Below are 26,093 nucleotides of genomic sequence, written 5' to 3'. Positions count from 1 at the left end.
ATGAAAACACCATTTATCAGCCGTGAAGATTTGGAAACGATTGTTGCAGAGTTCCCGACTCCTTTTCACTTATATGATGAGAAGGGAATTCGCGAAAAAGCAAGAGCAGTCAACCAAGCTTTTTCCTGGAACGAGGGCTTTAAGGAATATTTTGCAGTTAAGGCCACCCCAACCCCAGCCATCTTGAAAATCCTCAAAGAGGAAGGTTGTGGTGTGGACTGTTCCAGCTATGTGGAGCTCCTGATGAGCCACAAACTGGATTTCCCCGGTTCTGAGATCATGTTCTCATCAAACAATACGCCAGACCAAGAGTACGCTTATGCCCATGAATTAGGTGCGACCATTAACTTGGATGCCTTTGAAGACATTGAGCATCTGGAGCGAGCTGTAGGCATTCCAGAAATCATCTCTTGTCGTTACAATCCAGGCGGAGTCTTTGAATTAGGAACAGACATCATGGACAATCCTGGGGAGGCTAAGTTTGGCATGACCAAGGATCAGCTTTTTGAAGCCTTTGCGATTTTGAAGGAAAAAGGAGCCAAGACTTTTGGGATTCACTCCTTCCTAGCATCCAATACCGTGACCCATCTCTACTATCCAGAGTTGGCCCGCCAGCTTTTTGAATTGGCTGTTGAAATCAAGGAAATGTTGGGTATTTCGCTAGACTTTATCAATCTTTCCGGCGGAATCGGAGTCAACTATCGCCCAGACCAGGAGCCAAATGACATTGCTGTGATTGGTGAGGGAGTTCGTAAGGTTTATGAAGAAGTTCTTACACCTGCAGGACTTGGTCAGGTTAAGATTTTCACAGAATTAGGCCGTTTTATGTTGGCACCTCATGGAGCTCTCGTCACAAGAGTCACTCATAAGAAAAAAACTTACCGTACCTATCTAGGTGTGGATGCATCAGCAGTCAACCTCATGCGCCCCGCCATGTATGGAGCCTACCACCATATCACCAATCTGACCCATCCAGACGGACCAGTTGAGGTGGTAGATGTGGTTGGTTCACTCTGTGAAAACAATGATAAATTTGCAGTGAATCGCGAGCTACCTCATACAGAAATCGGTGATTTGCTGGTGATTCATGATACAGGTGCACATGGATTCTCCATGGGTTACCAGTACAATGCCAAGCTGCGTTCTGCAGAAATCCTCTATACCGAAGAAGGAAAAGCCCGTCAAATCCGCCGTGCAGAGCGTCCTGAGGACTATTTTGCAACCTTATATGGTTTTGGTTTTGAACCGGATCACTAAGAGGGAATGAAAATGAAAGTGAAAAACAGATTGCTTTCTAAAAAATAGACAAAAAACCTTGTTTTTCACCTTACTCGTGATATAATAAAACTATAAAACGGTTTCAAGGAAGGTGACGATATGTCTGAAGAAACAATTGACTATGGACAAGTGACAGGAATGGTGCATTCGACAGAGAGTTTTGGGGCGGTGGATGGCCCTGGGATTCGGTTTATCGTCTTTTTGCAGGGCTGTCAGATGCGTTGCCAGTACTGCCATAACCCCGATACATGGGCTATGGAGACCAATAAATCACGAAGACGGACAGTAGACGATGTTTTGTCAGAAGCCCTTCGCTACCGTGGATTCTGGGGTGACAAGGGAGGAATCACTGTTAGTGGTGGAGAAGCCCTCTTACAGATTGATTTCCTAATTGCCCTCTTTACCAAGGCCAAGGAAAAAGGAATCCACTGTACCTTGGATACCTGTGCCCTTCCGTTCCGTAATAAACCACGTTATCTCGAAAAATTTAATAAACTCATGGCGGTGACTGACTTGGTTCTCTTGGATATCAAGGAAATCAACGAAGAACAGCATAAGATTGTCACAAGCCAAACCAATAAAAACATCTTGGCCTGTGCCCAGTACCTATCAGATATCGGGAAGCCTGTTTGGATTCGTCACGTTCTCGTGCCAGGATTGACAGACCGTGATGAAGATTTGATTGAACTTGGGAAGTTCGTAAAAACCCTCAAAAACGTTGACAAGTTTGAAATCCTACCTTATCATACGATGGGAGAATTCAAGTGGCGTGAACTTGGAATTCCTTATTCGCTTGAAGGGGTCAAACCTCCAACAGCAGACCGTGTCAAGAATGCCAAGGAATTGATGGATACAGAAAGTTACCAAGACTACATGAAACGTGTTCATGGATAAAAAAGAAGCCTGATGGAGACATCGGGCTTTTGTGATGCATAAAAAGCCTAGCCTTTCAGCTAAGCCTTTTTCTTATTTTCTAGAATGTTGTTTACCAGCATTGCGTTTTTTATGTTTCTTATTGGTCATGATCGCAGTTGCTTGGTTTGGAGTGACATCTTTGCGTTCGCCTCCAGTTGAAAATGAACTTGCTTTTGGTGGATTTTTGGCAAATTCTTCACGAACTTTTTTGCGAAGTTTTGGACGAACAACATAGTTAACGATGAACTGTTGGAGAATCATCATGAAACCACCGACAACCCAGTAAAGCGTCACACTGGCTGGTGCGAAGAAGGAGAAGACGACAATCATGAGTGGACTCACGTAAATCATTCTTTTTAGTTGATCTCTTTGCATCTCGTCTTCTACTCCATGAAGTGAGAGAAGTGATTGGAGATAGTAGAGGATACCAGCGAAAGCGACAAGGAGCAGACTTGGTGAACCGAGATCGATACCCAAGAAGGTAGAGCTAGCTACACCATCAGTGTATTGGGCTGCAAAGTAGATAGCAGAGAAGAAAGGCATTTGAATGAGGATAGGGAAACATCCTACTCCACCGAACACACTGATGCCATGTTCTTTCTGAGTATCCCAGAGAGCTTGTTGAGCCTCTAGCTTTTCTTCTTGAGTTGTAGCTTCTTTGAGGCGTGTTTGATGTGGCTCAAGGACATGTTTGAGGGCATTCATCTTCTCAGAGTGAAGCGTTGCCTTCCATGATTGGTAGATACCAAGTGGTAAGATAATCAAGCGCACGATAATGGTTACGATAATGATAGCGACCCCGAAGCCTAGACCTTTATCAGTAGCGAAGTACTTGATAGCTTCAGCCATAGGTGCTCCGATGGTATTCCAAATCAATCCTGTGGGTTGTCCTGTTGCTTTGTCTACTTGGACACAGCCTGACAAGACGAGTAGCATAGCCACTCCCATAGCAGAGAGGGCAAAACGTTTAATAGATTTCAATGTTTTCATTCCTTCTTTAAAAATTATACCTTTCTATTCTACTGTTTTTTTGTAAAATATACAATAGTTCTAGAGACCTAATTTGCGACTTTGAAGTCAGAATAGGATGAAAAGTTGCTCATTTGTACATCTAGATAGGTAACTTTTGAAAAAGGTGTCGGACCTTTTCGGATCTCTTGGATAAATTTTGCCATAGTGGCAGAGGAGTCTGCCTGAGCAAGAATTTCCACTGTGCCATCGTCGTTATTCCAGACACGACCAGTGATGCCACCGATTTCAAGAGCTAAAGTAACAACACCCCAACGAAAACCAACACCCTGCACCCTGCCTTGGGCAATCATTCTAACCTTTTGCATACAAAACCCCTTTGATTGTGTTATAATGTTTCTATGACTATTATAACCTCAAAAGCCAATTCTGTGGTAAAAAATGCCAAGAAATTACATCAAAAAAAATATCGAAAATCTGCTTATTTGATTGAAGGCTGGCACTTATTCGAAGAAGCTGTTCAAGCAGGAGTGACGATTGAAAAGGTCTTTGCCCTAGAAAGTTACCGAGATCAGCTAGCGGCTTTTCCTCAAACTATCTGGGTTTCAGAGGAGATTTTGCGGGATTTGGCAGATACGCAAACTCCTCAAGGGATTGTTGCAGTGATTCAAAAAGAAGAAGTGGGTCTGCCCGATCTCCATCAGGGCAAGTTTCTATTTTTAGAAGATGTCCAAGATCCAGGCAATGTGGGCACCATGATTCGGACTGCGGATGCGGCAGGTTTTACAGGAGTCATTGTTTCAGACAAGTCAGCGGATATCTACAGTCTCAAGACCCTGCGTTCCATGCAAGGAAGTCATTTTCACTTGCCCATCTATCGGATGTCTCTTGCTTCCTTTGTAGAAGAGGCAAAGAAGAGCAATTTGCCCATTCTAGCAACGACCTTATCCAAAGAATCCAAGGACTATCGTGAGCTTTCTTCACTAGAGAACTTTGTTTTAGTCATGGGAAATGAAGGGCAGGGGATTAGTTCTGTCATGGCTGAGAGTGCTGATCAGCTGGTTCATATAGGCATGAAAGGTCGAGCAGAAAGTCTCAACGTGGCAGTTGCAGCAGGTGTTTTGATGTTTTATTTCAGCTAATTTATAAAATCTTTGTTATAATCAAGACATATTTATAGAAAAAGGAGAATCAGAATGAATCAAACGATTATTCAAGAACGTTCAGGTCTCAATCAATTTTACGCTAAGGTTTATGCCTTTGTGGGACTTGGGATTAGTCTATCAGCTCTCGTGTCAGCTTTGATGTTGACAGTCTTTCAGTCCCAATTGGTCTACTTTTTAATGCATGGCCGTCTCTGGTTGATGATTGCAACTTTTGCAGAACTTGCTCTGGTCTTTGTTGCAAGTAGCATGGCTGCAAAAAATAGCCCAGCAGCTCTCCCAGTATTTTTAGTTTATTCTGTTTTAAATGGATTTACGCTCAGTTTTGTCGTAGCCTTCTATACACCTGGGACCGTCTTATCAGCCTTTGTATCCAGTGCCCTACTCTTCTTTGTCATGGCGGCAATCGGAATTTTCACCAAGAAAGATTTGAGTGGAATGGGCCGAGCTTTGATGGCGGCGCTTGTTGGTCTCATCATTGCCATGGTTGTGAATCTATTTTTAGCCAATAGCTTCTTTGACTACATGATTAGTATTGCCATGGTCTTGGTTTTCTCAGGTTTGATTGCTTGGGATAACCAAAAGATTCGCTATGTTTATGAACAGTCACGAGGACAAGTAGCGACAGGATGGGTCATCTCAATGGCGCTCAGCATCTATCTAGACTTTATCAACCTCTTCCTTAGCATCTTACGTATCTTTGGTCGAAACGATTAATGAATGACAGAGTCAGTGTTCAAAAGAGCACTGACTTTTTCTTATTTACTCTTTTCTTTTCTTGGAAATAGGTGTATAATGCTTTTAACTAATTTTTGAGGAGCTGTTTATGAAGAAAAGTTTTATTCATCAACAAGAAGAAATTTCCTTTGTGAAGAACACTTTTACCCAGTATTTGAAAGATAAGTTAGAAGTTGTTGAAGTTCAAGGTCCTATCTTGAGCAAGGTCGGGGATGGGATGCAGGACAACCTGTCAGGTGTCGAAAATCCAGTATCTGTCAAGGTTTTGCAGATTCCAGATGAAACTTATGAAGTCGTTCACTCACTTGCCAAATGGAAACGCCACACCTTGGCTCGTTTTGGTTTCGGTGAAGGTGAAGGGCTGTTTGTTCACATGAAGGCCCTTCGTCCAGACGAAGATTCGCTCGACGCGACCCACTCAGTTTATGTGGACCAGTGGGATTGGGAGAAGGTTATCCCAAACGGTCAACGCAATATCGCCTATCTCAAGGAAACTGTTGAGAAGATTTACAAGGCTATCCGTCTGACAGAGCTAGCCGTAGAAGCCCGCTACGATATCGAATCCATCTTGCCAAAACAAATCACCTTTATCCATACAGAAGAGTTGGTGGAACGCTATCCAGATTTAACACCGAAAGAGCGTGAAAATGCGATCTGTAAAGAGTTCGGTGCAGTCTTCTTGATTGGTATCGGTGGCGAGTTGCCTGACGGAAAACCTCATGATGGCCGTGCACCTGACTACGATGACTGGACAACAGAGTCTGAAAATGGCTACAAGGGACTAAATGGTGATATTCTCGTTTGGAACGAATCTCTTGGTTGTGCTTTTGAACTTTCATCAATGGGGATTCGGGTAGATGAGGATACCCTTCGTCGCCAAGTGGCTCTTACAGGAGACGAAGATCGTCTTGAGCTGGAATGGCATAAAGCCCTGCTTAACGGCCTTTTCCCACTGACAATCGGTGGAGGTATCGGACAGTCTCGGATGGCCATGTTCCTTCTTCGTAAGAAACACATCGGAGAGGTTCAGACCAGTGTCTGGCCTCAAGAAGTTCGCGATACGTACGAAAATATTTTGTAGAGAATCGAACCGCAAGGTTCGGTTTTCTTTCTCTTTTTGCCTATAATTTGGTATAATAAACGGTATGAAAATCGTATCAGGAATCTACGGAGGGCGTCCCCTCAAGACGCTAGAAGGCAAGACGACGAGGCCGACATCAGATAAGGTGCGTGGAGCTATCTTTAACATGATAGGTCCCTATTTTGAGGGTGGTCGTATCTTGGATCTCTATGCTGGCAGTGGTGGTTTATCCATTGAGGCAGTCTCGCGTGGGATGTCCCATGCTGTCTTAGTGGAACGGGATCGAAAGGCGCAGGTTATCATCGCTGAAAATATCCAGATGACCAAGGAAGTTTCCAAATTTCAGCTTTTAAAGATGGAAGCTGAACGGGCCTTGGAGCAAGTGAAGGGTCCCTTTGACCTGGTCTTTTTAGACCCGCCCTATGCCAAGGAACAAATCGTTGCAGATATCGAAAAAATGGCAGAAAGAAACCTTTTCTCCGAAGAGGTCATGGTTGTCTGCGAAACCGATAAGTCTGTAGAACTCCCAGAAGAAATCGCCTGCTTAGGTATCTGGAAGGAAAAAATATATGGGATTAGTAAGGTGACAGTTTATGTCAGATAAAATTGGATTATTTACAGGTTCATTTGACCCGATGACAAATGGACATCTGGATATTATTGAACGTGCCAGCAAACTCTTTGACAAGCTCTATGTCGGGGTTTTCTACAATCCCCACAAACAAGGCTTTCTCCCTGTTGAAAATCGCAAACGAGCAGTCGAAAAAGCGGTGGCGCATTTAGATAATGTAGAGGTGATGGCTTCTCATGATCGGTTAGTTGTTGATGTTGCAAGAAGACTGGGAGCCAAAACTCTTGTCCGTGGCTTGCGGAATACCACCGACTTGCAATACGAGTCTAGTTTTGACTACTACAATCATCAACTGGCTCCAGAAATCGAAACCATTTACCTATATAGCCACCCAGAGCATCTTTATATTAGCTCTTCGGCCGTGAGAGAACTTCTGAAGTTTGGTCAGGAGATTCAGCAATATGTCCCAAACAGTGTTGTGGAGGAATTAGAACATGAAGAAAAAAACTAGATGGCCCTTATATGTCATCCTAGCACTAGTATTGACTTTTTTAGCCTTTGTAGTACCTTTACCTTACTACGTAGAAGTTCCGGGTGGAGCGGAAGATATTCGTCGCGTTTTGAAAGTCAATGAAAGAGAAGACACAGAAGCAGGAGCTTACCAGTTTGTAACAGTCGGTATTCGACACGCAACCCTATCGCATCTTGTCTATGCTTGGTTAACACCTTTCACGGATATTAGAAGTGCCAAGGAGACTACGGGCGGCTCTACTGATGCAGAATTTATGCGGATCAATCAGTTCTACATGCAAACTTCTCAAAACATGGCCAAGTATCAAGGATTGAAGACGGCTGGAAAGGATATCGAGCTCAAGTATCTGGGAGTCTATGTCTTGACCGTGACGGACAATTCAACTTTTAAGGGTATTTTGAACATAGCAGATACAGTGACAGCTGTTAATGACAAAACATTTGACAGTTCAAAAGACTTGGTCGACTATGTCAACTCTCAACAATTAGGGGACACGGTCAAGGTAACCTATGAAGAAGACGGAAAAGTCAAGTCTGCTGAAGGTAAAATTATCACTCTCGAAAACGGGAAAAATGGGATTGGAATTGGCTTGATTGACCGTACGGAAGTGACCAGTGACGTTCCCATTCGCTTCTCTACAGCTGGTATTGGCGGCCCAAGTGCTGGTCTCATGTTTAGTCTAGCCATCTATACCCAGATAGCAGATCCAGGACTTCGTAATGGCCGCATCGTTGCGGGAACGGGAACTATTGATCGCGATGGAAATGTTGGCGACATCGGTGGAATTGACAAAAAAGTGGTTGCAGCCTCTCGTCAGGGAGCCAACATCTTTTTTGCTCCTGACAATCCAGTCACCGAGGAAGCAAAAAAAGCAGATCCAAATGCGAAAAGCAACTATGAAACAGCCCTAGAAGCTGCCAAAACGATCAAGACAGAGATGAAAATCGTTCCTGTTAAAACTTTGCAGGATGCGATTGATTACCTTAAAAACAATCCCTAATTTGTAAAAAAATTGAAAACTAGCGCGCAAGCGGATAAGATGGTATAATAGTCAAATGGTTCAATTATTATTCACTCTAAGTAGTCATATACTCTTTATTTATTTGAGTTTTTACCTTTTGAAGGATCTTGTAAGATGGGAAAAGGTTTTAAAAGTGACCGCTACTAACACAAAAAAGGTTCGTTTGTTGGTAGGCTTCTTTAGTATTGTGATGGGCTACATCTTGAGTTCATTCTTTATCAGTTTGTACCAACTGTGGCAAGAAGCACTTAGGGGACTATTATAAAATCAAAAGTAAAGGAAACAACTATGGAAAAAATTGTGGTTCAAGGCGGTGATAATCGTCTGGTCGGAAGTGTGACGATCGAGGGGGCAAAGAATGCCGTCTTGCCCTTGTTGGCAGCGACTATTCTAGCAAGTAAGGGTAAGACAGTCTTGCAGAACGTTCCAATCTTGTCAGATGTTTTTACCATGAATCAAGTAGTTCGTGGTCTGAATGCCAAAGTTGACTTTGATGAGGGAGCTCATCTTGTCGAAGTCGATGCTACTGGTGACATCACGGAGGAAGCTCCTTACAAGTATGTCAGCAAGATGCGTGCATCGATTGTTGTTTTGGGACCAATCCTTGCTCGTGTAGGACATGCCAAGGTATCCATGCCAGGTGGTTGCACCATTGGGAGTCGTCCGATTGATCTCCACCTCAAAGGTTTGGAAGCTATGGGGGCAAAGATTACCCAGACAGCTGGTTACATCGAAGCCAAGGCAGAACGCTTGCATGGCGCTCATATCTATATGGACTTCCCTAGTGTCGGCGCGACACAAAACCTGATGATGGCAGCGACGTTAGCTGACGGTGTGACTGTCATTGAGAATGCTGCGCGTGAGCCGGAAATTGTTGACTTGGCTATTCTTCTTAATGAAATGGGAGCCAAGGTCAAGGGAGCTGGTACCGAAACAATCACAGTGACTGGTGTTGAGGAACTCCATGGAACAACTCATAATGTAGTACAGGACCGTATTGAAGCTGGAACCTTTATGGTGGCGGCAGCCATGACTGGCGGTGATGTCCTGATTCGAGATGCAGTCTGGGAGCATAATCGCCCCTTGATTGCCAAACTCCTTGAAATGGGAGTTGAGGTAACAGAGGAGTCCGAAGGCATTCGTGTCCGTTCTCAACTGGAAAATCTTAAAGCTGTTCATGTAAAAACCTTGCCACATCCAGGATTTCCGACAGATATGCAGGCTCAATTTACAGCCTTAATGACTGTTGCAAAAGGGGAATCCACTATGGTGGAAACGGTATTTGAGAATCGATTCCAACATCTGGAGGAAATGCGTCGGATGGGCTTGCATTCGGAGATTATCCGTGATACAGCCCGTATCGTAGGAGGACAAGTCTTGCAGGGAGCAGAAGTTCTATCAACAGACCTTCGTGCCAGTGCGGCCTTGATTCTGACAGGTCTGGTAGCGCAAGGGGAGACAGTTGTCGGTAAATTAGTCCACCTTGATAGAGGTTACTACCGCTTCCATGAGAAATTGGCTCAGCTAGGAGCGAAGATTCAGCGGATTGAGGCAAATGATGAAGAAGAATAAAAACATACGTTATGTACTCCGTCGCTTACTGTTGATTTTTATCGTACTCTTGCTGGGATTCCTTGCTTTAGGAATTGGCTTGATGGTAGGCTATGGAATCCTAGGAAAGGGACAGGATCCATGGGCTATCTTGTCTCCAGCAAAGTGGCAGGAATTGATTAGCAAATTTACAGGAAATTAGACTGGGAGACCAGTCTTTTTCTAAAGAAATAAGGAGAGATATGGACAAGAAAACAAGACAGGCTCTGATAGGGCTACTTATATTCTTACTCTTGGCTGCTGGAAGCTATTATATCAAGCAGATGCAGTCGGTACCAAATAGCCCTAGAACTAAAGTTAGCCAGAAAAGACAGGCTTCAGAAGCTCCTAGTCAGGAGTTGGCAGAGAGTGTCTTAACCGAGTCGATCAAGAACCAAATAAAAGGTAGTCTAGAATGGAATGAGGCAGGTGCCTTTGTCGTCAATGGGAATAAAACCAATCTAGATGCCAAGGTTTCTAGCAAACCTTACGCGGATAATAAAACAAAACCAGTCGGGAAAGAGACAGTCCCAACTGTTGCCAATGCTCTATTATCCAAAGCGACTCGACAGTATAAAAATCGTGAAGAAACAGGCAACGGCTCAACCCCTTGGACTCCGCCGGGATGGCATCAGGTTAAAAATCTAAAGGGAACCTATACGCACGCAGTAGATAGGGGGCATTTGTTGGGTTATGCCTTGATAGGTGGATTAGATGGCTTTGATGCTTCTACTAGCAATCCCAAGAACATTGCAGTTCAGACAGCTTGGGCGAACCAAGCGCAGGCTGAAGATTCGACAGGGCAGAACTACTATGAGAGTTTGGTTAGGAAAGCCTTGGACCAGAATAAGAGAGTCCGTTATCGGGTAACTCTCCACTATGCTACGAATGAGGATTTGGTTCCATCTGCTTCACAAATTGAAGCCAAGTCTTCGGATGGCGAATTGGAATTCAACGTTCTGATTCCAAATGTTCAAAAGGGTATCCAACTTGATTACCGAACAGGTCAGGTCACGGTGACAAACTAGAAAAAAGGAATAAAAATTGCTCCCTTGTCCGTCATTGATAAGGGAGTGATTGTATAAATTAGAAAATAATGTGATTCCTAAGCCAATTTATGATATAATGGAACACAAGATACTATTTTAGGAGAAGGACTATGGAAGACCCGAGCAGTCAGAATTTGTTGCTACAGTTTGTATTGTTATTTATCTTGACCCTGTTAAATGCTTTTTTCTCAGCCACTGAAATGGCGATGGTGTCACTAAACCGTTCCCGAGTGGAGCAAAAGGCAGAAGAGGGAGACAAACGTTACATTCGTTTGTTAAAGGTACTTGAAAATCCTAACCACTTTTTATCAACCATTCAAGTCGGTATCACCTTAATCACGATCTTATCAGGGGCAAAATTGGCAGATACACTTGGACAAGTAATTGCATCTTGGATAGGAAATAGTGAAACAGCTTACGCTATTGCAAGTTTTCTATCTTTAGCGTTTTTGACCTATATTTCTATTGTTTTTGGGGAACTCTATCCTAAACGGATTGCCCTCAATCTGAAAGATGCTTTGGCAATTCGAACAGCACCAATTATTATTGGTCTTGGAAAGATTGTCAGTCCCTTTGTCTGGTTGTTATCTGCTTCAACCAATCTCTTGAGTCGTTTAACGCCAATGACCTTTGATGATGCGGATGAAAAAATGACTCGAGATGAAATTGAGTACATGTTGACTAAGAGCGAAGAAACACTGGATGCAGATGAAATTGAAATGCTACAGGGGATCTTTTCTCTAGATGAACTAATGGCTCGTGAGCTAATGGTGCCTCGTACAGATGCCTTTATGGTAGATATTCAGGATGACAGTCAAACGATTATCCAAAGTATTCTAAAGCAAAATTTCTCACGTATCCCTGTTTACGATGGGGATAAGGACAATGTGATTGGTTTGATTCATACCAAGCGTTTGCTAAACGCCGCCTATGCAGATGGCTTTGAAAATATTGTCTGGAAGAAGATCTTACAAGATCCACTCTTTGTTCCTGAAACTATTTTTGTGGACGACCTCCTTAAAGAGCTTCGAAATACCCAAAACCAAATGGCCATTTTGCTCGATGAATATGGTGGTATGGCTGGACTGGTCACACTGGAAGACCTGCTGGAGGAGATTGTCGGTGAGATTGATGACGAGACGGATAGGGCAGAAATCGAAGTTCATCAAATCGGTGAGGACACCTATATTGCACAGGGAACCATGAATCTTAACGACTTCAATGGCTACTTTGGTGTTGAACTAGAAAGCGATGATGTGGATACCATCGCTGGTTATTATTTGACGGGTGTTGGTACGATTCCAACAACTGAAAAAATCAGTTATGAACTGGTCAGTCAAAACAAACAAATCGTCCTGACCAATGATAAGGTGAAAAATGGACGTGTTACCAAGGTAAAAGTTCAAATCACAGAACTAGAACCTGAAGAAGAAACAGAATAAAGCAGTGACTTGAGTCACTGCTTTTTGTAAATCTATATGGTAGGTACAGTTATCCCCACTTATTAGGAATACTAAAAAAGCCCGGTTTTACGAGCTTTTCATTTGGTTAATTCCTGTTCATTCAGGTATTGAAAGGCGGTAGACGGATTTGAACCGACGATCAAGCTTTTGCAGAGCCGTGCCTTACCACTTGGCTATACCGCCTCAACGTTTATTATTATACCTTGAAAATCATTTCCCGTCAATAGTTTCTTATTCTAAAATCCAATTTAGGAAAACAGATGATGATCGAAGAAGTGAGAAAAAGCTTTTAAAAATCCCCTTCTAAAGAAGATCAGACTAGAAAGTATTTCTTGCAGATACAAACAAAGAATGCAAGAATTTTGACAAATAGAAGTTTTTTGAGGAAATGCGCCTAAATATTCTGAAAATTCGTTTACTTTTTAAAAAATATATGTTATAATTTCCAATAAGCCTAAATTTTTCAAGAGGAGTTAAAAACATGAAAAAAAGTAGAGTATTTGTTGCAGCAGGAGTTGCTTTATTAGCAGCAGGAGTACTAGCTGCTTGTGGTTCTTCAAAATCATCTGATTCAACAGCGCCAAAAAATTATGGTTATGTTTATACAGCTGACCCAGAAACATTGGATTACTTGATCTCAGGAAAACAAAGTACCAAAATTGCCACTTCAAATGGTATCGATGGTCTCTTTACAAATGATAAATATGGGAACCTAGTTCCTGCAGTTGCAGAAGACTGGTCAGTTTCAAAAGATGGTTTGACTTATACCTACAAGATTCGTAAAGGTGTCAAATGGTTCACATCAGATGGCGAAGAATATGCTGAAGTAACTGCCAAGGACTTCGTAAATGGTTTGAAACACGCAGCTGACAATAAATCAGCAGCTAAGTATCTAGCAGAAGATTCAGTTAAAGGTCTAGCTGACTATATAGCTGGAAACAATAAAGATTTTTCTTCAGTAGGAGTGAAGGCCGTTGATGATTATACTCTTGAGTATACTTTGAATAAACCAGAACCATACTGGAACTCTAAGATGGCCTACTCAATTTTCTGGCCATTGAACGAAGAATTTGAAAAATCAAAAGGGGCTGACTTTGGTAAAGCGACTGACCCTACATCCTTGCTTTACAATGGACCATTCTTGCTCAAAGGTTTGACTGCTAAGTCTTCTATCGAGTTCGTTAAGAATGAAAACTACTGGGACAAAGACAATGTTCATATTGATAAGGTAACCCTTGCTTTCTATGATGGGTCAGACCAAGAGTCAATTGAACGTAACTTTACAAGTGGAGCTTATAGCTATGCTCGCCTTTTCCCTACAAGTTCAAACTACTCTAAAGTTGAAGAGACCTACAAGGACAATATCTACTACAATCCATCAGGACCTGGTATTGGTGGTTTGGGTGTGAATATTGACCGTCAAGGTTACAAATACACTTCTAAGACAACTGATGAAGAGAAGACTTCTACTAAGAAAGCTCTTCTTAACAAGGACTTCCGTCAGGCTTTGAACTTCGCCTTTGACCGTACTTCTTACTCAGCACAAATTAATGGTAAAGAAGGTGCTCCTCTTGCAGTTCGTAACCTCTTTGTGAAACCAGGTTTTGTCTCTGCAGGTGAAAAAACTTTTGGTGACTTGGTGACTGAAAAGATGGCTGCTTATGGTGATGAATGGAAGAACGTAAACTTTGCTGATGGTCAAGATGGTCTTTTCAATGCTGATAAAGCTAAAGCCGAATTTGCCAAAGCTAAAACAGCATTGGAAGCAGAAGGTGTGAAATTCCCTATTCACTTGGATATTCCAGTAGATCAAACAGCTAAGAACTACATTGCACGTATCCAATCCTTCAAACAATCCGTTGAAACAGTACTTGGAGAAGACAATGTAGTCATCGATATTCAACAAATCACTGCAGATGAACTACAGAATATTACTTACTACGCAGCTAGCGCAGCAGCGGAAGATTGGGACCTCTCAGGAGCAGTTGGATGGAATCCAGACTACGAGGATCCATCAACTTACCTTGATATCTTGAAAACAACGAATGCTGAACAAACAAAAACATACATGGGTTACGAAGGCGCAGATAATGCTGCAGCTGCCCAAGTAGGTTTGAAAGAATACGATAAGTTAGTTGATGAAGCAGGAAAAGAAACTAGCGACTTGAATGTTCGTTATGAAAAATATGCTGCTGCCCAAGCTTGGTTGACAGACAGTTCACTCTTCTTGCCAGCTATGGCATCAAGTGGTGCTGCACCTATCATTTCTCGTGTTGTACCATTCTCAGCTTCATTCAGTCAATCTGGAGATAAAGGCTCAGACGTATACTTCAAGTATATTCAGTTACAAGATAAGGTTGTAACAAAAGCTGATTATGAACAAGCTCGTGAAAAATGGCTCAAAGAGAAAAAAGAATCAAACGAAAAAGTTCAAAAAGAATTGGCTAACCACGTTAAATAAATAACTCTCAAGAGAACTTTCTCTCCATGAGGAGAAGGTTCTTTTGGGATTTTAAAAGGAAACGATATGAAGAAATATATTTTTATGCGTGTATTGCGTTCATTGTTGTCTATTTTCTTGGTGACAACTTTGACATACACAATTATTTATACGATGGTTCCTCGAAAATTGATTTTCAAGCAGGATACCAACTATAACAAGATTGCAACGACACCGGACAAGCGGGATAATTATGAAAATACCGTTTATGAAAGGATGGGCTATATCGAGTACTACGATACCAAAGAGTTGCAAGAAAGAGCGAGCACAATGGACTCATCTGTAACAGTGGATGCCAATGATACCAATAAGGCAATCTACGAAAAATACATCAACCAACTAGGAAATGGTTGGACACTTGGTGTGTTCTCAGAAAGTGGTCAATTCTATGCTACGCGTGAAATTCCGATTTTTGAACGTGTTTTCAAATTCTATTCCAACTTGATTGACATTGATCATCCAAACAAGATTCAAGACCCTGAAAATCCAAACTTGCAACGTTATCTTCGTTTTGAAAATGATCCTGCTATCGGTTGGTCATTGGTTGGTTCAGGTACAAAACATAAATACCTTTTGTATTTCAACAATCAATTCCCATTTGTACACCAAAACTTTGTGAACATTAACTTGGGAGATTCTTACCCAACTTATGCAAACACACCAGTGCTTCAAGTTATCACACAAGGTCAGGGACAAACTAAGACATCAGAAGTTCAATTCCCTACAGGTAAAAAGACTTCATCTGTAGATATTTACTCTCGTACCTACAAATCACCAAGTCAAGCAGACGCACGTGAGGTGGCAAACTATGGTAAGGACGATCCTTACACGGCTACAGAAAGCAATTACCAATACCCTTCAATGATCGCAAGCTCAGCGGTTGCTGGTTTGATTGGTTTGATTATTTCGTATGCGATTGCGATTCCACTTGGATCTGCTATGGCTCGCCACAAAAATACTTGGATTGACAGCTTCTCGACAGGTGCTCTGACCTTCTTGCTTGCACTTCCAACGATTGCTTTGGTATATATTGTGCGCTTGATTGGATCATCTATCGGTCTGCCTGACTCATTCCCTATCTTGGGGGCTGGAGATTGGCGTTCTTATGTCTTACCAGCAGTTATTCTAGGTTTGTTGGGTGCGCCAAGTACAGCTATCTGGATTCGTCGTTACATGATCGACTTGCAATCTCAGGACTTCGTTCGTTTTGCTCGTGCAAAAGGTTTGTCTGAAAAAGAAATTTCAAATAAACACATCTTTAAAAATGCCATGGTTCCTTTGGTTTCAGGTATTCCTGGTGCCGTAATCGGGGTTATCGGTGGTGCAACATTGACAGAAACAGTCTTCGCTTTCCCAGGTATGGGTAAAATGTTGATTGACTCTGTTAAGGCATCAAACAACTCAATGGTAGTTGGTCTTGTCTTCATCTTCACGTGTATTTCTATCTTCTCACTCTTTGTAGGAGATATCTGGATGACCATGCTTGACCCACGTATTAAATTGACAGAGAAAGGAGGCAAATAATGTCAACAATTGATAAAGAAAAATTTCAGTTCGTAAAACGTGACGATTTTGCCTCTGAAACAATTGATGCTCCTGCCTATTCATACTGGGGTTCTGTATTTAGACAATTTCTAAAGAAAAAATCAACAGTCATTATGTTGGGGATTTTGGTTGCCATTATCTTGATGAGCTTTATTTATCCAATGTTCTCAAACTTTGACTTTAACGATGTAAGTAAGGTCAATGACTTTTCTGCTCGTTTTATCAAACCCAATGCTGAACATTGGTTTGGTACAGATAGTAATGGTAAATCCTTGTTTGACGGAGTTTGGTTTGGTGCGCGTAACTCTATCCTCATCTCTGTCATTGCAACTTTTATCAATCTTGTAATTGGGGTTATTGTTGGTGGAATCTGGGGAATTTCAAAATCTGTTGACCGCGTCATGATGGAAGTTTATAACATTATTTCAAACATTCCATCTCTCTTGATTGTCATTGTCTTGACTTACTCAATTGGTGCTGGTTTCTGGAATTTGATTTTTGCTATGAGTGTGACAACTTGGATTGGGATTGCTTATATGATTCGTATCCAAATCATGCGTTACCGTGACTTGGAATACAACCTTGCTTCTCAAACACTTGGAACACCAACCTTTAAAATCATTGTTAAAAACATCATGCCACAATTGGTATCTGTTATTGTTTCTACAATGACCTTGATGTTGCCAAGCTTCATCTCTTATGAAGCCTTCCTTTCCTTCTTTGGATTGGGATTGCCTGTAACAGTGCCAAGTTTGGGACGTTTGATCTCAGATTACTCACAAAACGTTACGACCAACGCTTACTTGTTCTGGATTCCATTGACAACCTTGATCTTGGTATCCCTATCTCTTTTCGTTGTTGGTCAAAACCTAGCGGATGCTAGTGATCCACGTACACATAGATAGGAGTAGACATGATAAAAGGAAAAGATGTAATTTTGACTGCTCGTGATATTGTCGTGGAATTTGACGTTCGTGACAAAGTTCTGACGGCTATCCGAGGAGTTTCTCTAGACTTGATTGAAGGAGAAGTTCTTGCCTTGGTAGGTGAGTCCGGTTCTGGTAAATCTGTTTTAACAAAAACCTTTACAGGGATGTTAGAAGACAATGGACGTATTGCCCAAGGAAGCATCGACTATCGTGGACAAGACTTGACTGCTCTTACTTCTAACAAGGAATGGGAGAAGATTCGTGGTGCTAAAATTGCGACTATCTTCCAAGACCCTATGACAAGTTTGGACCCAATCAATACAATCGGTAGCCAAATCACTGAAGTTATCGTTAAACACCAAGGGAAAACAGCTAAGGAAGCCAAAGAGATGGCAATCGACTATATGAACAAGGTCGGAATCCCAGATGCTGAAAAACGTTTTGAAGAGTATCCTTTCCAATATTCTGGAGGGATGCGCCAACGTATCGTTATTGCGATTGCCCTTGCCTGTCGTCCAGATATCTTGATCTGTGACGAGCCAACAACGGCCCTTGACGTTACCATTCAAGCGCAAATCATTGATTTGCTTAAAACCTTGCAAAATGAGTACCACTTTACCATTATCTTTATCACCCATGACCTTGGTGTGGTAGCAAGTATTGCCGATAAGGTAGCGGTTATGTATGCTGGTGAAATTGTAGAATACGGAACTGTTGAGGAAGTCTTCTACGATCCACGTCATCCATATACTTGGAGTCTCTTGTCTAGCTTGCCTCAGCTTGCTGATGATAAAGGGGAATTGTACTCTATCCCAGGAACACCACCGTCTCTTTATACTGAGTTGAAAGGTGATGCCTTTGCCCTTCGGTCAGATTATGCGATGCAAATTGACTTTGAACAGAAAGCACCTCAGTTTTCAGTCACGGATACCCACTGGGCTAAGACTTGGTTGCTTCATGAGAATGCTCCTAAAGTTGAAAAACCTGGGGTCATTGCAGATTTGCATGACAAGATTCGTGATAAAATGGGCTTTGCTCATCTAGAAGACTAGGAGGAAGGAAATGTCTGAAAAATTAGTAGAAATTAAAGATTTAGAAATTTCCTTCGGTGAAGGAAGTAAGAAGTTTGTCGCAGTTAAAAACGCCAACTTCTTTATCAACAAGGGAGAAACCTTCTCTCTTGTTGGTGAGTCTGGTAGTGGGAAAACAACCATTGGTCGTGCTATTATTGGTCTAAATAATACTAGTAAAGGTGAAATCATCTTTGATGGTCATAAAATTAATGGGAAAAAATCTCATAAGGAATCATCAGACTTGATCCGTCGCATCCAGATGATTTTCCAGGACCCTGCAGCCAGCTTGAATGAGCGTGCAACAGTTGACTATATCATCTCTGAAGGTCTTTACAACTATCACTTGTTTAAAGATGAAGAAGATCGAAAAGAAAAAGTTCAAAAGATGATTCATGAAGTTGGACTTTTGAAAGAACACTTGACCCGTTACCCACACGAGTTTTCTGGTGGTCAACGCCAGCGTATCGGGATTGCCCGTGCTCTTGTGATGGAACCTGATTTCGTTATTGCGGATGAGCCAATTTCAGCCTTGGACGTATCAGTGCGTGCGCAAGTCTTGAACTTGCTCAAGAAGTTCCAAAAAGAGTTGGGCTTGACCTATCTCTTTATCGCCCATGACTTGTCAGTTGTTCGCTTTATCTCAGATCGTATCGCGGTTATCTATAAGGGAGTTATCGTCGAAGTGGCGGAGACAGAGGAGTTGTTTAACAATCCTGTCCACCCATACACTCAAGCGCTTCTATCTGCTGTACCGATTCCAGATCCAATCTTGGAACGCAAGAAGGTCTTGAAAGTTTACGATCCTGACCAACATGACTATGAGACAGACAAGCCATCTATGGTAGAAATTCGTCCAGGTCACTATGTTTGGGCCAATCAAGCAGAAGTTGCTCGATACAAAGAAGCTCTTAAAAAATAAACAGACTAGGAGAGGGCCGAAAGGTCTTCTCATTTTTAATAGAAAAAATTCCCCTTCTACTAGCTTGTAAAAGGGGAATTGTATTATCATTAACGTTTAGACCAGGTACGTTTCATAAAGAGTAGCAAAATTGGGTATATCTCTAAACGACCTGCAATCATTGCAAAGGAGAGTAGGATTTTAGAGATGGGACTAAAGATGGCAAAACTCGAGGTTGTACCTAGAATAGGTCCGATATTGTTAAAACAGCTGAAGACCGCACTGGTCACGACTAGAAAATCATTGCTATCAAGACTGACGATAAAGATGAGGGAGAGAATAATCATCATATAGATAGCAAAATATTTAAGAATCTTGTGCTGGGTATCCTTATCAATCACAGTTTTATTGACGTGTAGAGTCAAAACACGGTGAGGGGATAAGGTGGACAAAATCTGATTTTTTGCGATTTTAGAGAGGATAAGTCCTCTGATCACCTTAAGACCACCTGCAGTTGAGCCAGCTGATCCACCGATTCCCATGAGGAAGAGGAGGATAAATTGGGAGAAGAGGGGCCAGTTGGTAATATCTCCGTAACCAAAACCTGTTGTCGTGATGATATTGGAAACCTGGAAGAAGGCCATTTCAACACTCTTAGAGACACCTTGATAGAGGTGGAGTGTATTAAGCGTAATCAAGCCTGTAGAAACTAGGACAATGATGATATATGCTCGTAGTTCTTCATCTCCCAAGAAAGCCTTAACCCGACGGAGCATGAGGTAGTAGTAGAGATTGAAGTTAACTCCAAAAACCAGAACTCCGATACTAACTAGATAGGTGATGAGCGAGCTACCATAGTGGGCAATTCCGTCGTTATAGACGGTAAAGCCCCCAGTTCCTGCCGTTCCCATAGCGATGACAAAACTATCATAGAGAGGCATGCCTGCTAGATAGTAGATAACCACAAAAAGGGAGAAGAGAGCCAGATAAAGCAGATAGAGAATCTGGGCAGTGTTTTTTAGCTTGGATACGACCTTGCCAAAGACAGGTCCAGGGACCTCAGCCTTCATCACCTCCAAGTGACTATTCTTGGCATTGTCCATAATGGCAAGTGCAAAGACGAGTACCCCCATCCCTCCGATCAAGTGGGTGAAACTTCGCCAGAAGAGGAGGGAACGAGTGAGAACGGAAACATCGTTCAGAATAGTTGCTCCTGTAGTCGTAAATCCAGAACTGATTTCAAAGAAGGCATCGATGACGCTGGGGATTTGTCCTGAAAAGACAAAGGGGAGGCCGCCAAAGAAAGACCATAAAATCCAACAGAGGGCAACAATTAAGACCCCTTCCTTGGCATAAATCCGTTGATTTTTCGGTTTCCGTAAAACGCCTAGACCACCGAGAAGGACTAAAATGCCAATCGTAGAAAAGAGAGCGATAAATACTTGATTGGATTCTTGGTAATAGATCGCTACACTAACAGGGACTAGGAGAAGAACAGCCTCAATCAAGAGAAGTTTTGAGAGGAGGTAACGAATCATACTTTTATTCATTTTTTACCTCTCAATCAAATCATAGATTTTGGTGATGTTTGGCAATAAGGTCGTCACGAGTAACTTGTCTCCCACCTCAAGCATATCCTCTCCAGTAGGGAAGATTGTTTTTCCTTTTCGGATAATGGCTGCGATGAGAACCCCTTTTTTCAATTTCAACTGTGATAGAGGTTTGGCAGTCATTTTATTAGCTTCCTTGATTTGGAATTGGAGAGTTTCAATTTGACCGTTTGCGAGATGGTGCATGGCTTGAAGGTCTGAATATTGGGCATTAACCCGACCTCGGATAAAGTGCATAATGGTATCCACTGCAATGATTTTTGGGGTGATGATACTTGAAAAATCAGGTGCATGGATAATTTCTAGAAGACTGGTCCGGTTGACCTTGGTGATGTTTTTCTGGACGCCAACACGGTCAAGGAACATGGAGGTGATGATGTTTTCCTCGTCAACCCCAGTTAAGGTTGCGACCGCATCGTAGTGAGGAGCACTTTCTTCTAGTAAGATATCTTTGGCTGTCCCATCTCCCTGAACGATATAGAGATTTGGGAATTTTTCACTAAAGAAACGGGCTCTTTCAGGATTGATTTCGATAACCTTGGTGTCAATGCGGCTGTCTTTCAAGATACCGACAAGATAGTAGGCAATTTTTCCTGCTCCGATAATCAGAAAGCTCTTAACAGTCCGAGCTTTAAAATGATTGTGCAGGCGCATCATATCGACCCGATTTCCTGTAACAAAGATGCGATCCTTATCTTGAAGGGTCATTTCACCACCGGGAATGATCAACTCATGGTTGCGCTCCAAAGCACACACAATCACATCAAATTTTTTCCGAAATTCTGAAATGGGCATCTGGCAAAGACCGCTAGCATCTTTGACAACAAACTCCATCAAGCTAACTCGACCTCCAGCGAAACGTTCGACCGAAAGGGCACTTGGGAAGTCGACAATATTCCCAATAGCACGGGCAGCTAGAAGCTCAGGATTGACAATGAGAGAAAATCCAAGAATGTTTTTTTCCTTAAAATAGGAGTTGGAGTACTCTGGATTTCGAACCCGAACGATGGTTTCTTTAGCGCCCATTTTTTTAGCAAGTACCGCTGAAATCATATTCACTTCATCGTATTCTGTTAGAGCAATAAAGATATCACACTCTTGAACACCGGCTTGCTCCAAGATGGCAAAGTCAGCACCATTTCCAAGGAGTCCTATGATATCAAAGCGACTGACAATGTGATTGAGGACAGCCTCATCTTGTTCGATGAGGACAACGTCATGGTTTTCTGCAACCAGTGAACGACAGAGGGCGAAACCAACTTTCCCTCCGCCAACAAGGACAATTTTCATATAAAAAACCTACTTTTTCATGATGTAACTATCATACCCTTTTTTAGCAAAAAATGCACTTGCTAAGGCGATTTTTAGGGCAAGAAAGGCCTTTTTCAAGTTTTTGAAGATACATTTGTTTAACTTCTATAACGATGGCTCCGATTTGAAGTGATTTGGCTCTTTTACCATACCTTTTCAGAAAGGGAATGACCAAACATGAAAATATCATCAAAAAAAAGTAAAAAAATCAAGTCGTTTCTATTGACAATGATTCTGAAAGTGTTATACTAAGGAAGTAGTTTCGCTGATTTACTTCAAACCTGTTGTGAGGTAAGTTAACGACGCCTTAACCACGCTGTTTGCTGAGCTTGACTCCGGGCAGTGTGGCTATTTTTTTGCAATGATAAAAGGAAGCCAGTCATGACAAATCACATTGTATTATTTGAACCTCAGATTCCACAAAATACAGGTAACATTGCGCGTACTTGCGCTGCGACCAATTCTCCCCTCCACATCATCAAGCCTATGGGCTTTCCTATCGATGATCGCAAGATGAAGCGGGCTGGTTTGGACTACTGGGATAAGTTAGAGATTTATTTTTATGACAGTTTGGAAGATTTCATGTCTCAGATGAAAGGGCAAGTCTACCTGATTTCGAAATTTGCAGAAAAGGTCTATTCTGAGGCAAATTTGGCAAGCGGTGAAGATCAGTATTTTCTCTTCGGACGTGAGGATAAGGGTTTGCCAGAGGACTTTATGCGTGAACATCCAGAGAAGGCTCTCCGTATTCCTATGAATGATGAACATGTCCGTAGCCTCAATGTGTCTAATACGGTCTGCATGATTGTCTATGAGGCTCTTCGTCAACAAAATTTTGCTGGTTTAGAGCTCGTTCACACCTATGAAGCGGATAAATTGAAATAAACAAAATGCTTGCACTTGCAAGCGTTTTTTGTTATGATTAAAGGGTCTTCAGGGCAGGGTGAGATTCCCGACCGGCGGTAATTTTGACTAGCTAATTTAGCTTTCTCGTCGTTGTCTTGTCTCGATATACTTTAAGTATTATCTTCGACTGCGACGCTTAGATAAATCTAAAATATCTTAGCCAAATAAGTCCGCGAGCGCAAGCTGATGTGGTGCGATTCCACAACCGACAGTATAGTCTGGATGGGAGAAGACGAAAGAATGGCTTTGTCTGTTCTGATGAGTTTATAGATGAATTGCAACCGCTTGCTCAAAAGAGTGAGAGGGAACTTTTGGGATATAAAAAGTGAGAATAGATAGAGGGATCCTTTCCAACTTCTTCTGATTTTATAGAAAATTGGAGGAACCTGTTATGACAAACACACGTCGACTTTCGACCATTGCGATTTTATCAGCCATTTCATTTGTGTTGATGTACTTTGACTTTCCGCTCTTGCCAGCGGCGACCTTCCTCAAGATCGAGTTTAGTATCTTGCCAGTCCTTGTGGGCTTGGTGGTGATGGATTTGCCTGCTGCTCTAGGGATTCTCTTGCTGCGATCACTCTTGAAGTTACTTCTCAATAGTCAGGGAGTGAATACTTACATTGGGTTGCCAATGAATATTGTAGCCTTGGGAGTTTTTGTCATCGTATTTGCTATGATTTGGAAAAAGGAACGCAGCACCCTTCGTTTCCTACTAGCATCTCTAGCGGGAACTTTTGGATTGACTTCTGCGATGTTGGTTCTCAACTATGTCTATGCGGTTCCTTTATACGCGCAGTTTGCCAACTTTGATATTAGAGAAATTATAGGACTTTCTAACTACTTGATGACTATGGTTTTACCTTTTAACCTGATTGAAGGTATCATCTTTACCGTTTCATTCTGGTTGTTGTACGTCCTCTTGAAACCAACCTTAAAACATTATGAGAGATAAACAAACATTTTTAATGAAGGGCAGTTTTGCCCTTTTACTTTTCGTCCTTCTTGGCTATATGGTTAAGTTCTATCCTGAAACGCTGGTCGGTTTTGACCAACCGCTTCAGACAGCTATTCGTGGGGACTTGCCAGATTATTTGACAGTTCTGTTCCGAGCCATCACACGCCTGATCGATATCCCAGTGATTATCACCTGGGTTGCCATCGCAGCCGTTATCTTTTATCGTAAGCAGTGGAAAATAGAAAGCTACTTCATGGCGGGCAATCTAGCCTTAGCTGGTCTTTTAATCGTGACCTTTAAAAATATTTACCAGCGCCCACGACCAGCTATCTTACATTTAGTCGAGGAGAAGGGATTTTCCTTCCCAAGCGGGCATTCTCTGGCTGTAACCTTGATGGTAGGCACTTTGATTGTCATTCTCAGTCAACGAATTAAAGATCCAGTCTGGAGAAAAATTGTGCAAATCGTCCTTGGCTTCTACCTAGTCAGTGTGCTCCTATCTCGGGTCTATCTGGGAGTTCACTACCCATCAGATGTTCTTGCCAGTTTCTGTGTGGGCTTGGGAGTCTTGTTTATCGAATTTCCTTTCTATGACAAGCTTCGCTTCCAATGGCGATTTAAAGGCAAGCAGAAGTGAGATAGGTCTTGCAAGAATGGTAAAAATCTGATAAACTAAGTAGTAATTGAATAGAAATCTGCAAGACTAGTAGCCCAAGGGAAGTATATCAGGGAGGAGAGCCGTGACTGCAAGCTCTCTATATGAAAGCTGGGCGAATTCACTTGCGCATGGATTTAGAAATGAAGGTCTGACTTGTCAGATGAAAACGGATGGTACCGCGTGTCAACGCTCCGAGTGGAGTTTTTGGCATGTGGTTTTCTTTTTATCTGATAAGCGACTGATGGAGGAATTATGTCAACTATTGAAGAACAATTAAAAGCGCTTCGCGAAGAAACGCTGGCTAGCTTGAAGCAGATTACTGCTGAAAATGAAAAAGAGATGCAAGACTTGCGTGTCTCTGTCCTTGGTAAAAAAGGGTCGCTTACGGAAATCCTCAAAGGGATGAAGGATGTCTCTGCTGAGATGCGTCCAATCATCGGGAAACACGTCAATGAAGCGCGTGATGTCTTGACAGCGGCCTTTGAAGAAACAGCTAAGCTCTTGGAAGAAAAGAAAGTGGAAGCTCAACTAGCAAGTGAGAGCATTGATGTTACGCTTCCAGGTCGCCCAGTTGCGACAGGTCACCGTCACGTTCTCACTCAAACTAGTGAAGAAATCGAAGATATCTTCATCGGGATGGGTTACCAAGTCGTGGATGGCTTTGAAGTAGAGCAAGACTACTACAACTTTGAGCGCATGAACCTTCCAAAAGACCACCCGGCTCGTGATATGCAGGACACTTTCTATATCACAGAAGAAATCTTGCTCCGTACTCACACGTCTCCAGTTCAAGCGCGTGCTATGGATGCTCATGATTTTTCAAAAGGTCCTTTGAAGATGATCTCACCGGGGCGCGTATTTCGTCGTGATACGGACGATGCGACTCACAGTCACCAATTCCACCAAATTGAAGGCTTGGTTGTTGGGAAAAATATCTCTATGGCGGACCTTCAAGGAACGCTTCAGTTGATTGTGCAAAAAATGTTTGGTGAAGAGCGTCAAATTCGTTTGCGTCCATCTTATTTCCCATTCACAGAGCCATCTGTTGAAGTGGATGTTTCTTGCTTCAAGTGTGGTGGAGAAGGCTGTAACGTATGTAAGAAAACTGGTTGGATCGAGATTATGGGGGCAGGTATGGTTCACCCACGTGTCCTTGAAATGAGTGGAATCGATGCGACTGTATACTCTGGATTTGCCTTTGGTCTTGGTCAAGAGCGTGTCGCTATGCTCCGTTACGGAATCAACGATATCCGCGGATTCTACCAAGGCGATGTCCGCTTCTCAGAACAGTTTAAATAAGATTGAAACCTGAAACACAGTCCTATACAGTCGCTC

26 protein-coding genes, 1 tRNA gene and 1 riboswitch are annotated in these 26,093 nt (G+C 42.3%); of the genes, 22 read left to right on the top strand and 5 right to left on the bottom strand.

All coding sequences use genetic code 11. The features are described 5' to 3' along the window. Both E7Y33_RS02050 and pflA read left to right on the top strand, forming a co-directional pair. A complete protein-coding gene (locus E7Y33_RS02050; protein WP_139689512.1) occupies positions 1–1,257 on the top strand; it encodes a diaminopimelate decarboxylase in 1,257 nt (418 codons plus the stop codon). Positions 1,258–1,377: 120 nt separating this feature from the next. Then, a complete protein-coding gene (gene pflA, locus E7Y33_RS02045) occupies positions 1,378–2,172 on the top strand; it encodes a pyruvate formate-lyase-activating protein (protein WP_049550062.1) in 795 nt (264 codons plus the stop codon). A gap of 72 nt (positions 2,173–2,244) precedes the next feature. On the opposite strand, the gene yidC is transcribed toward pflA, so the two are convergent. Together yidC and E7Y33_RS02035 are read right to left on the bottom strand one after the other, a co-directional pair. Then, positions 2,245–3,174, bottom strand: a complete 930-nt coding sequence (yidC, locus tag E7Y33_RS02040) for a membrane protein insertase YidC (protein WP_139689763.1) — start codon at positions 3,172–3,174, stop codon at positions 2,245–2,247. A 77-nt stretch (positions 3,175–3,251) separates the two neighbouring features. Beyond that, a complete protein-coding gene (locus E7Y33_RS02035; RefSeq protein ID WP_001174609.1) occupies positions 3,252–3,530 on the bottom strand; it encodes an acylphosphatase in 279 nt (92 codons plus the stop codon). Positions 3,531–3,563: 33 nt separating this feature from the next. Here E7Y33_RS02035 and E7Y33_RS02030 point away from each other — a divergent pair, with 33 nt between their 5' ends. The 11 genes from E7Y33_RS02030 to E7Y33_RS01980 all read left to right on the top strand — a co-directional run bounded on the left by E7Y33_RS02030 (position 3,564) and on the right by E7Y33_RS01980 (position 12,349). Further along, on the top strand, positions 3,564–4,304 hold the full coding sequence (locus E7Y33_RS02030) for a TrmH family RNA methyltransferase (RefSeq protein ID WP_139689511.1): 741 nt from the start codon (positions 3,564–3,566) through the stop codon (positions 4,302–4,304). 54 nt (positions 4,305–4,358) lie between these two features. Further along, entirely contained in the window at positions 4,359–5,042 is a 684-nt protein-coding gene (locus E7Y33_RS02025) for a Bax inhibitor-1/YccA family protein (protein ID WP_139689510.1), read from the top strand. 109 nt (positions 5,043–5,151) lie between these two features. Beyond that, the gene (gene asnA, locus E7Y33_RS02020; protein ID WP_000747998.1) at positions 5,152–6,144 is read left to right on the top strand and encodes an aspartate--ammonia ligase; all 993 of its coding nucleotides are present in this window, start codon (positions 5,152–5,154) and stop codon (positions 6,142–6,144) included. A gap of 64 nt (positions 6,145–6,208) precedes the next feature. Further along, positions 6,209–6,748 (top strand): 16S rRNA (guanine(966)-N(2))-methyltransferase RsmD, encoded by a 540-nt coding sequence (gene rsmD, locus E7Y33_RS02015; RefSeq protein ID WP_139689509.1) that lies wholly within the window; start codon positions 6,209–6,211, stop codon positions 6,746–6,748. Beyond that, positions 6,738–7,226 carry a pantetheine-phosphate adenylyltransferase gene (gene coaD, locus E7Y33_RS02010; RefSeq protein ID WP_139689508.1) on the top strand — a complete coding sequence of 163 codons (489 nt, stop codon included), beginning with the start codon at positions 6,738–6,740 and terminating at the stop codon, positions 7,224–7,226. Before rsmD ends, coaD begins: the two co-directional genes overlap by 11 nt. Continuing rightward, positions 7,210–8,247: a SepM family pheromone-processing serine protease gene (locus E7Y33_RS02005; RefSeq protein WP_139689507.1), complete on the top strand. Its 1,038-nt coding sequence runs from the start codon at positions 7,210–7,212 to the stop codon at positions 8,245–8,247. Before coaD ends, E7Y33_RS02005 begins: the two co-directional genes overlap by 17 nt. Before the next feature lie 55 nt (positions 8,248–8,302). Next, positions 8,303–8,533: a DUF1146 family protein gene (locus tag E7Y33_RS02000; protein ID WP_002892633.1), complete on the top strand. Its 231-nt coding sequence runs from the start codon at positions 8,303–8,305 to the stop codon at positions 8,531–8,533. Positions 8,534–8,556: 23 nt separating this feature from the next. Then, entirely contained in the window at positions 8,557–9,840 is a 1,284-nt protein-coding gene (gene murA, locus E7Y33_RS01995) for a UDP-N-acetylglucosamine 1-carboxyvinyltransferase (protein ID WP_139689506.1), read from the top strand. Then, the gene (locus E7Y33_RS01990; RefSeq protein WP_139689505.1) at positions 9,827–10,021 is read left to right on the top strand and encodes a DNA-directed RNA polymerase subunit beta; all 195 of its coding nucleotides are present in this window, start codon (positions 9,827–9,829) and stop codon (positions 10,019–10,021) included. The genes murA and E7Y33_RS01990 overlap by 14 nt, the downstream gene beginning before the upstream one ends. A 40-nt stretch (positions 10,022–10,061) precedes the next feature. Continuing rightward, positions 10,062–10,886 carry a DNA/RNA non-specific endonuclease gene (locus E7Y33_RS01985; protein ID WP_139689504.1) on the top strand — a complete coding sequence of 275 codons (825 nt, stop codon included), beginning with the start codon at positions 10,062–10,064 and terminating at the stop codon, positions 10,884–10,886. Positions 10,887–11,017: 131 nt separating this feature from the next. Further along, a complete protein-coding gene (locus E7Y33_RS01980) occupies positions 11,018–12,349 on the top strand; it encodes a hemolysin family protein (protein ID WP_096753364.1) in 1,332 nt (443 codons plus the stop codon). Positions 12,350–12,482: 133 nt separating this feature from the next. Here the strand turns inward: E7Y33_RS01980 and E7Y33_RS01975 are convergent. Continuing rightward, positions 12,483–12,553: transfer RNA gene (locus tag E7Y33_RS01975), tRNA-Cys, on the bottom strand. A 298-nt stretch (positions 12,554–12,851) separates the two neighbouring features. Between E7Y33_RS01975 and E7Y33_RS01970 the strand changes: the two genes are divergently transcribed. The 5 genes from E7Y33_RS01970 to E7Y33_RS01950 all read left to right on the top strand — a co-directional run bounded on the left by E7Y33_RS01970 (position 12,852) and on the right by E7Y33_RS01950 (position 19,336). Next, on the top strand, positions 12,852–14,831 hold the full coding sequence (locus E7Y33_RS01970) for a peptide ABC transporter substrate-binding protein (RefSeq protein WP_139689503.1): 1,980 nt from the start codon (positions 12,852–12,854) through the stop codon (positions 14,829–14,831). 66 nt (positions 14,832–14,897) lie between these two features. Then, a complete protein-coding gene (locus E7Y33_RS01965) occupies positions 14,898–16,394 on the top strand; it encodes an ABC transporter permease (RefSeq protein ID WP_000759894.1) in 1,497 nt (498 codons plus the stop codon). Next, positions 16,394–17,320 (top strand): oligopeptide ABC transporter permease OppC, encoded by a 927-nt coding sequence (gene oppC, locus E7Y33_RS01960; RefSeq protein ID WP_000103695.1) that lies wholly within the window; start codon positions 16,394–16,396, stop codon positions 17,318–17,320. Before E7Y33_RS01965 ends, oppC begins: the two co-directional genes overlap by 1 nt. A gap of 8 nt (positions 17,321–17,328) precedes the next feature. After that, positions 17,329–18,396: an ABC transporter ATP-binding protein gene (locus E7Y33_RS01955; RefSeq protein WP_070656926.1), complete on the top strand. Its 1,068-nt coding sequence runs from the start codon at positions 17,329–17,331 to the stop codon at positions 18,394–18,396. Positions 18,397–18,406: 10 nt separating this feature from the next. Further along, entirely contained in the window at positions 18,407–19,336 is a 930-nt protein-coding gene (locus E7Y33_RS01950) for an ATP-binding cassette domain-containing protein (protein WP_001291311.1), read from the top strand. An 89-nt stretch (positions 19,337–19,425) separates the two neighbouring features. On the opposite strand, the gene E7Y33_RS01945 is transcribed toward E7Y33_RS01950, so the two are convergent. Next, positions 19,426–20,865: a TrkH family potassium uptake protein gene (locus tag E7Y33_RS01945; protein WP_001043426.1), complete on the bottom strand. Its 1,440-nt coding sequence runs from the start codon at positions 20,863–20,865 to the stop codon at positions 19,426–19,428. Positions 20,866–20,868: 3 nt separating this feature from the next. Then, the gene (gene trkA / locus E7Y33_RS01940; protein WP_139689502.1) at positions 20,869–22,215 is read right to left on the bottom strand and encodes a Trk system potassium transporter TrkA; all 1,347 of its coding nucleotides are present in this window, start codon (positions 22,213–22,215) and stop codon (positions 20,869–20,871) included. Between the two features lie 402 nt (positions 22,216–22,617). Here trkA and E7Y33_RS01930 point away from each other — a divergent pair, with 402 nt between their 5' ends. From E7Y33_RS01930 to pheS, 4 genes are all read left to right on the top strand, one after another. After that, on the top strand, positions 22,618–23,121 hold the full coding sequence (locus tag E7Y33_RS01930) for a tRNA (cytidine(34)-2'-O)-methyltransferase (RefSeq protein ID WP_000181370.1): 504 nt from the start codon (positions 22,618–22,620) through the stop codon (positions 23,119–23,121). A 40-nt stretch (positions 23,122–23,161) separates the two neighbouring features. Beyond that, positions 23,162–23,380: riboswitch (FMN riboswitch) on the top strand. 153 nt (positions 23,381–23,533) lie between these two features. Then, positions 23,534–24,097: an ECF transporter S component gene (locus E7Y33_RS01925; protein ID WP_139689501.1), complete on the top strand. Its 564-nt coding sequence runs from the start codon at positions 23,534–23,536 to the stop codon at positions 24,095–24,097. Next, complete coding sequence (locus tag E7Y33_RS01920) at positions 24,087–24,737, top strand: phosphatase PAP2 family protein (RefSeq protein ID WP_139689500.1); 651 nt, start codon at positions 24,087–24,089, stop codon at positions 24,735–24,737. Before E7Y33_RS01925 ends, E7Y33_RS01920 begins: the two co-directional genes overlap by 11 nt. A gap of 273 nt (positions 24,738–25,010) precedes the next feature. After that, complete coding sequence (gene pheS / locus E7Y33_RS01915) at positions 25,011–26,057, top strand: phenylalanine--tRNA ligase subunit alpha (protein ID WP_008289063.1); 1,047 nt, start codon at positions 25,011–25,013, stop codon at positions 26,055–26,057. Positions 26,058–26,093 lie beyond the last annotated feature (36 nt).

It is taken from the genome of Streptococcus oralis (assembly GCF_006175905.1).
GTDB classification, from domain to species: Bacteria; Bacillota; Bacilli; order Lactobacillales; family Streptococcaceae; genus Streptococcus; species Streptococcus oralis_BG.
The sequence above is the reverse complement of the archived record's forward strand: the minus strand, read 5'-3'. Positions and strand labels throughout refer to the sequence as shown.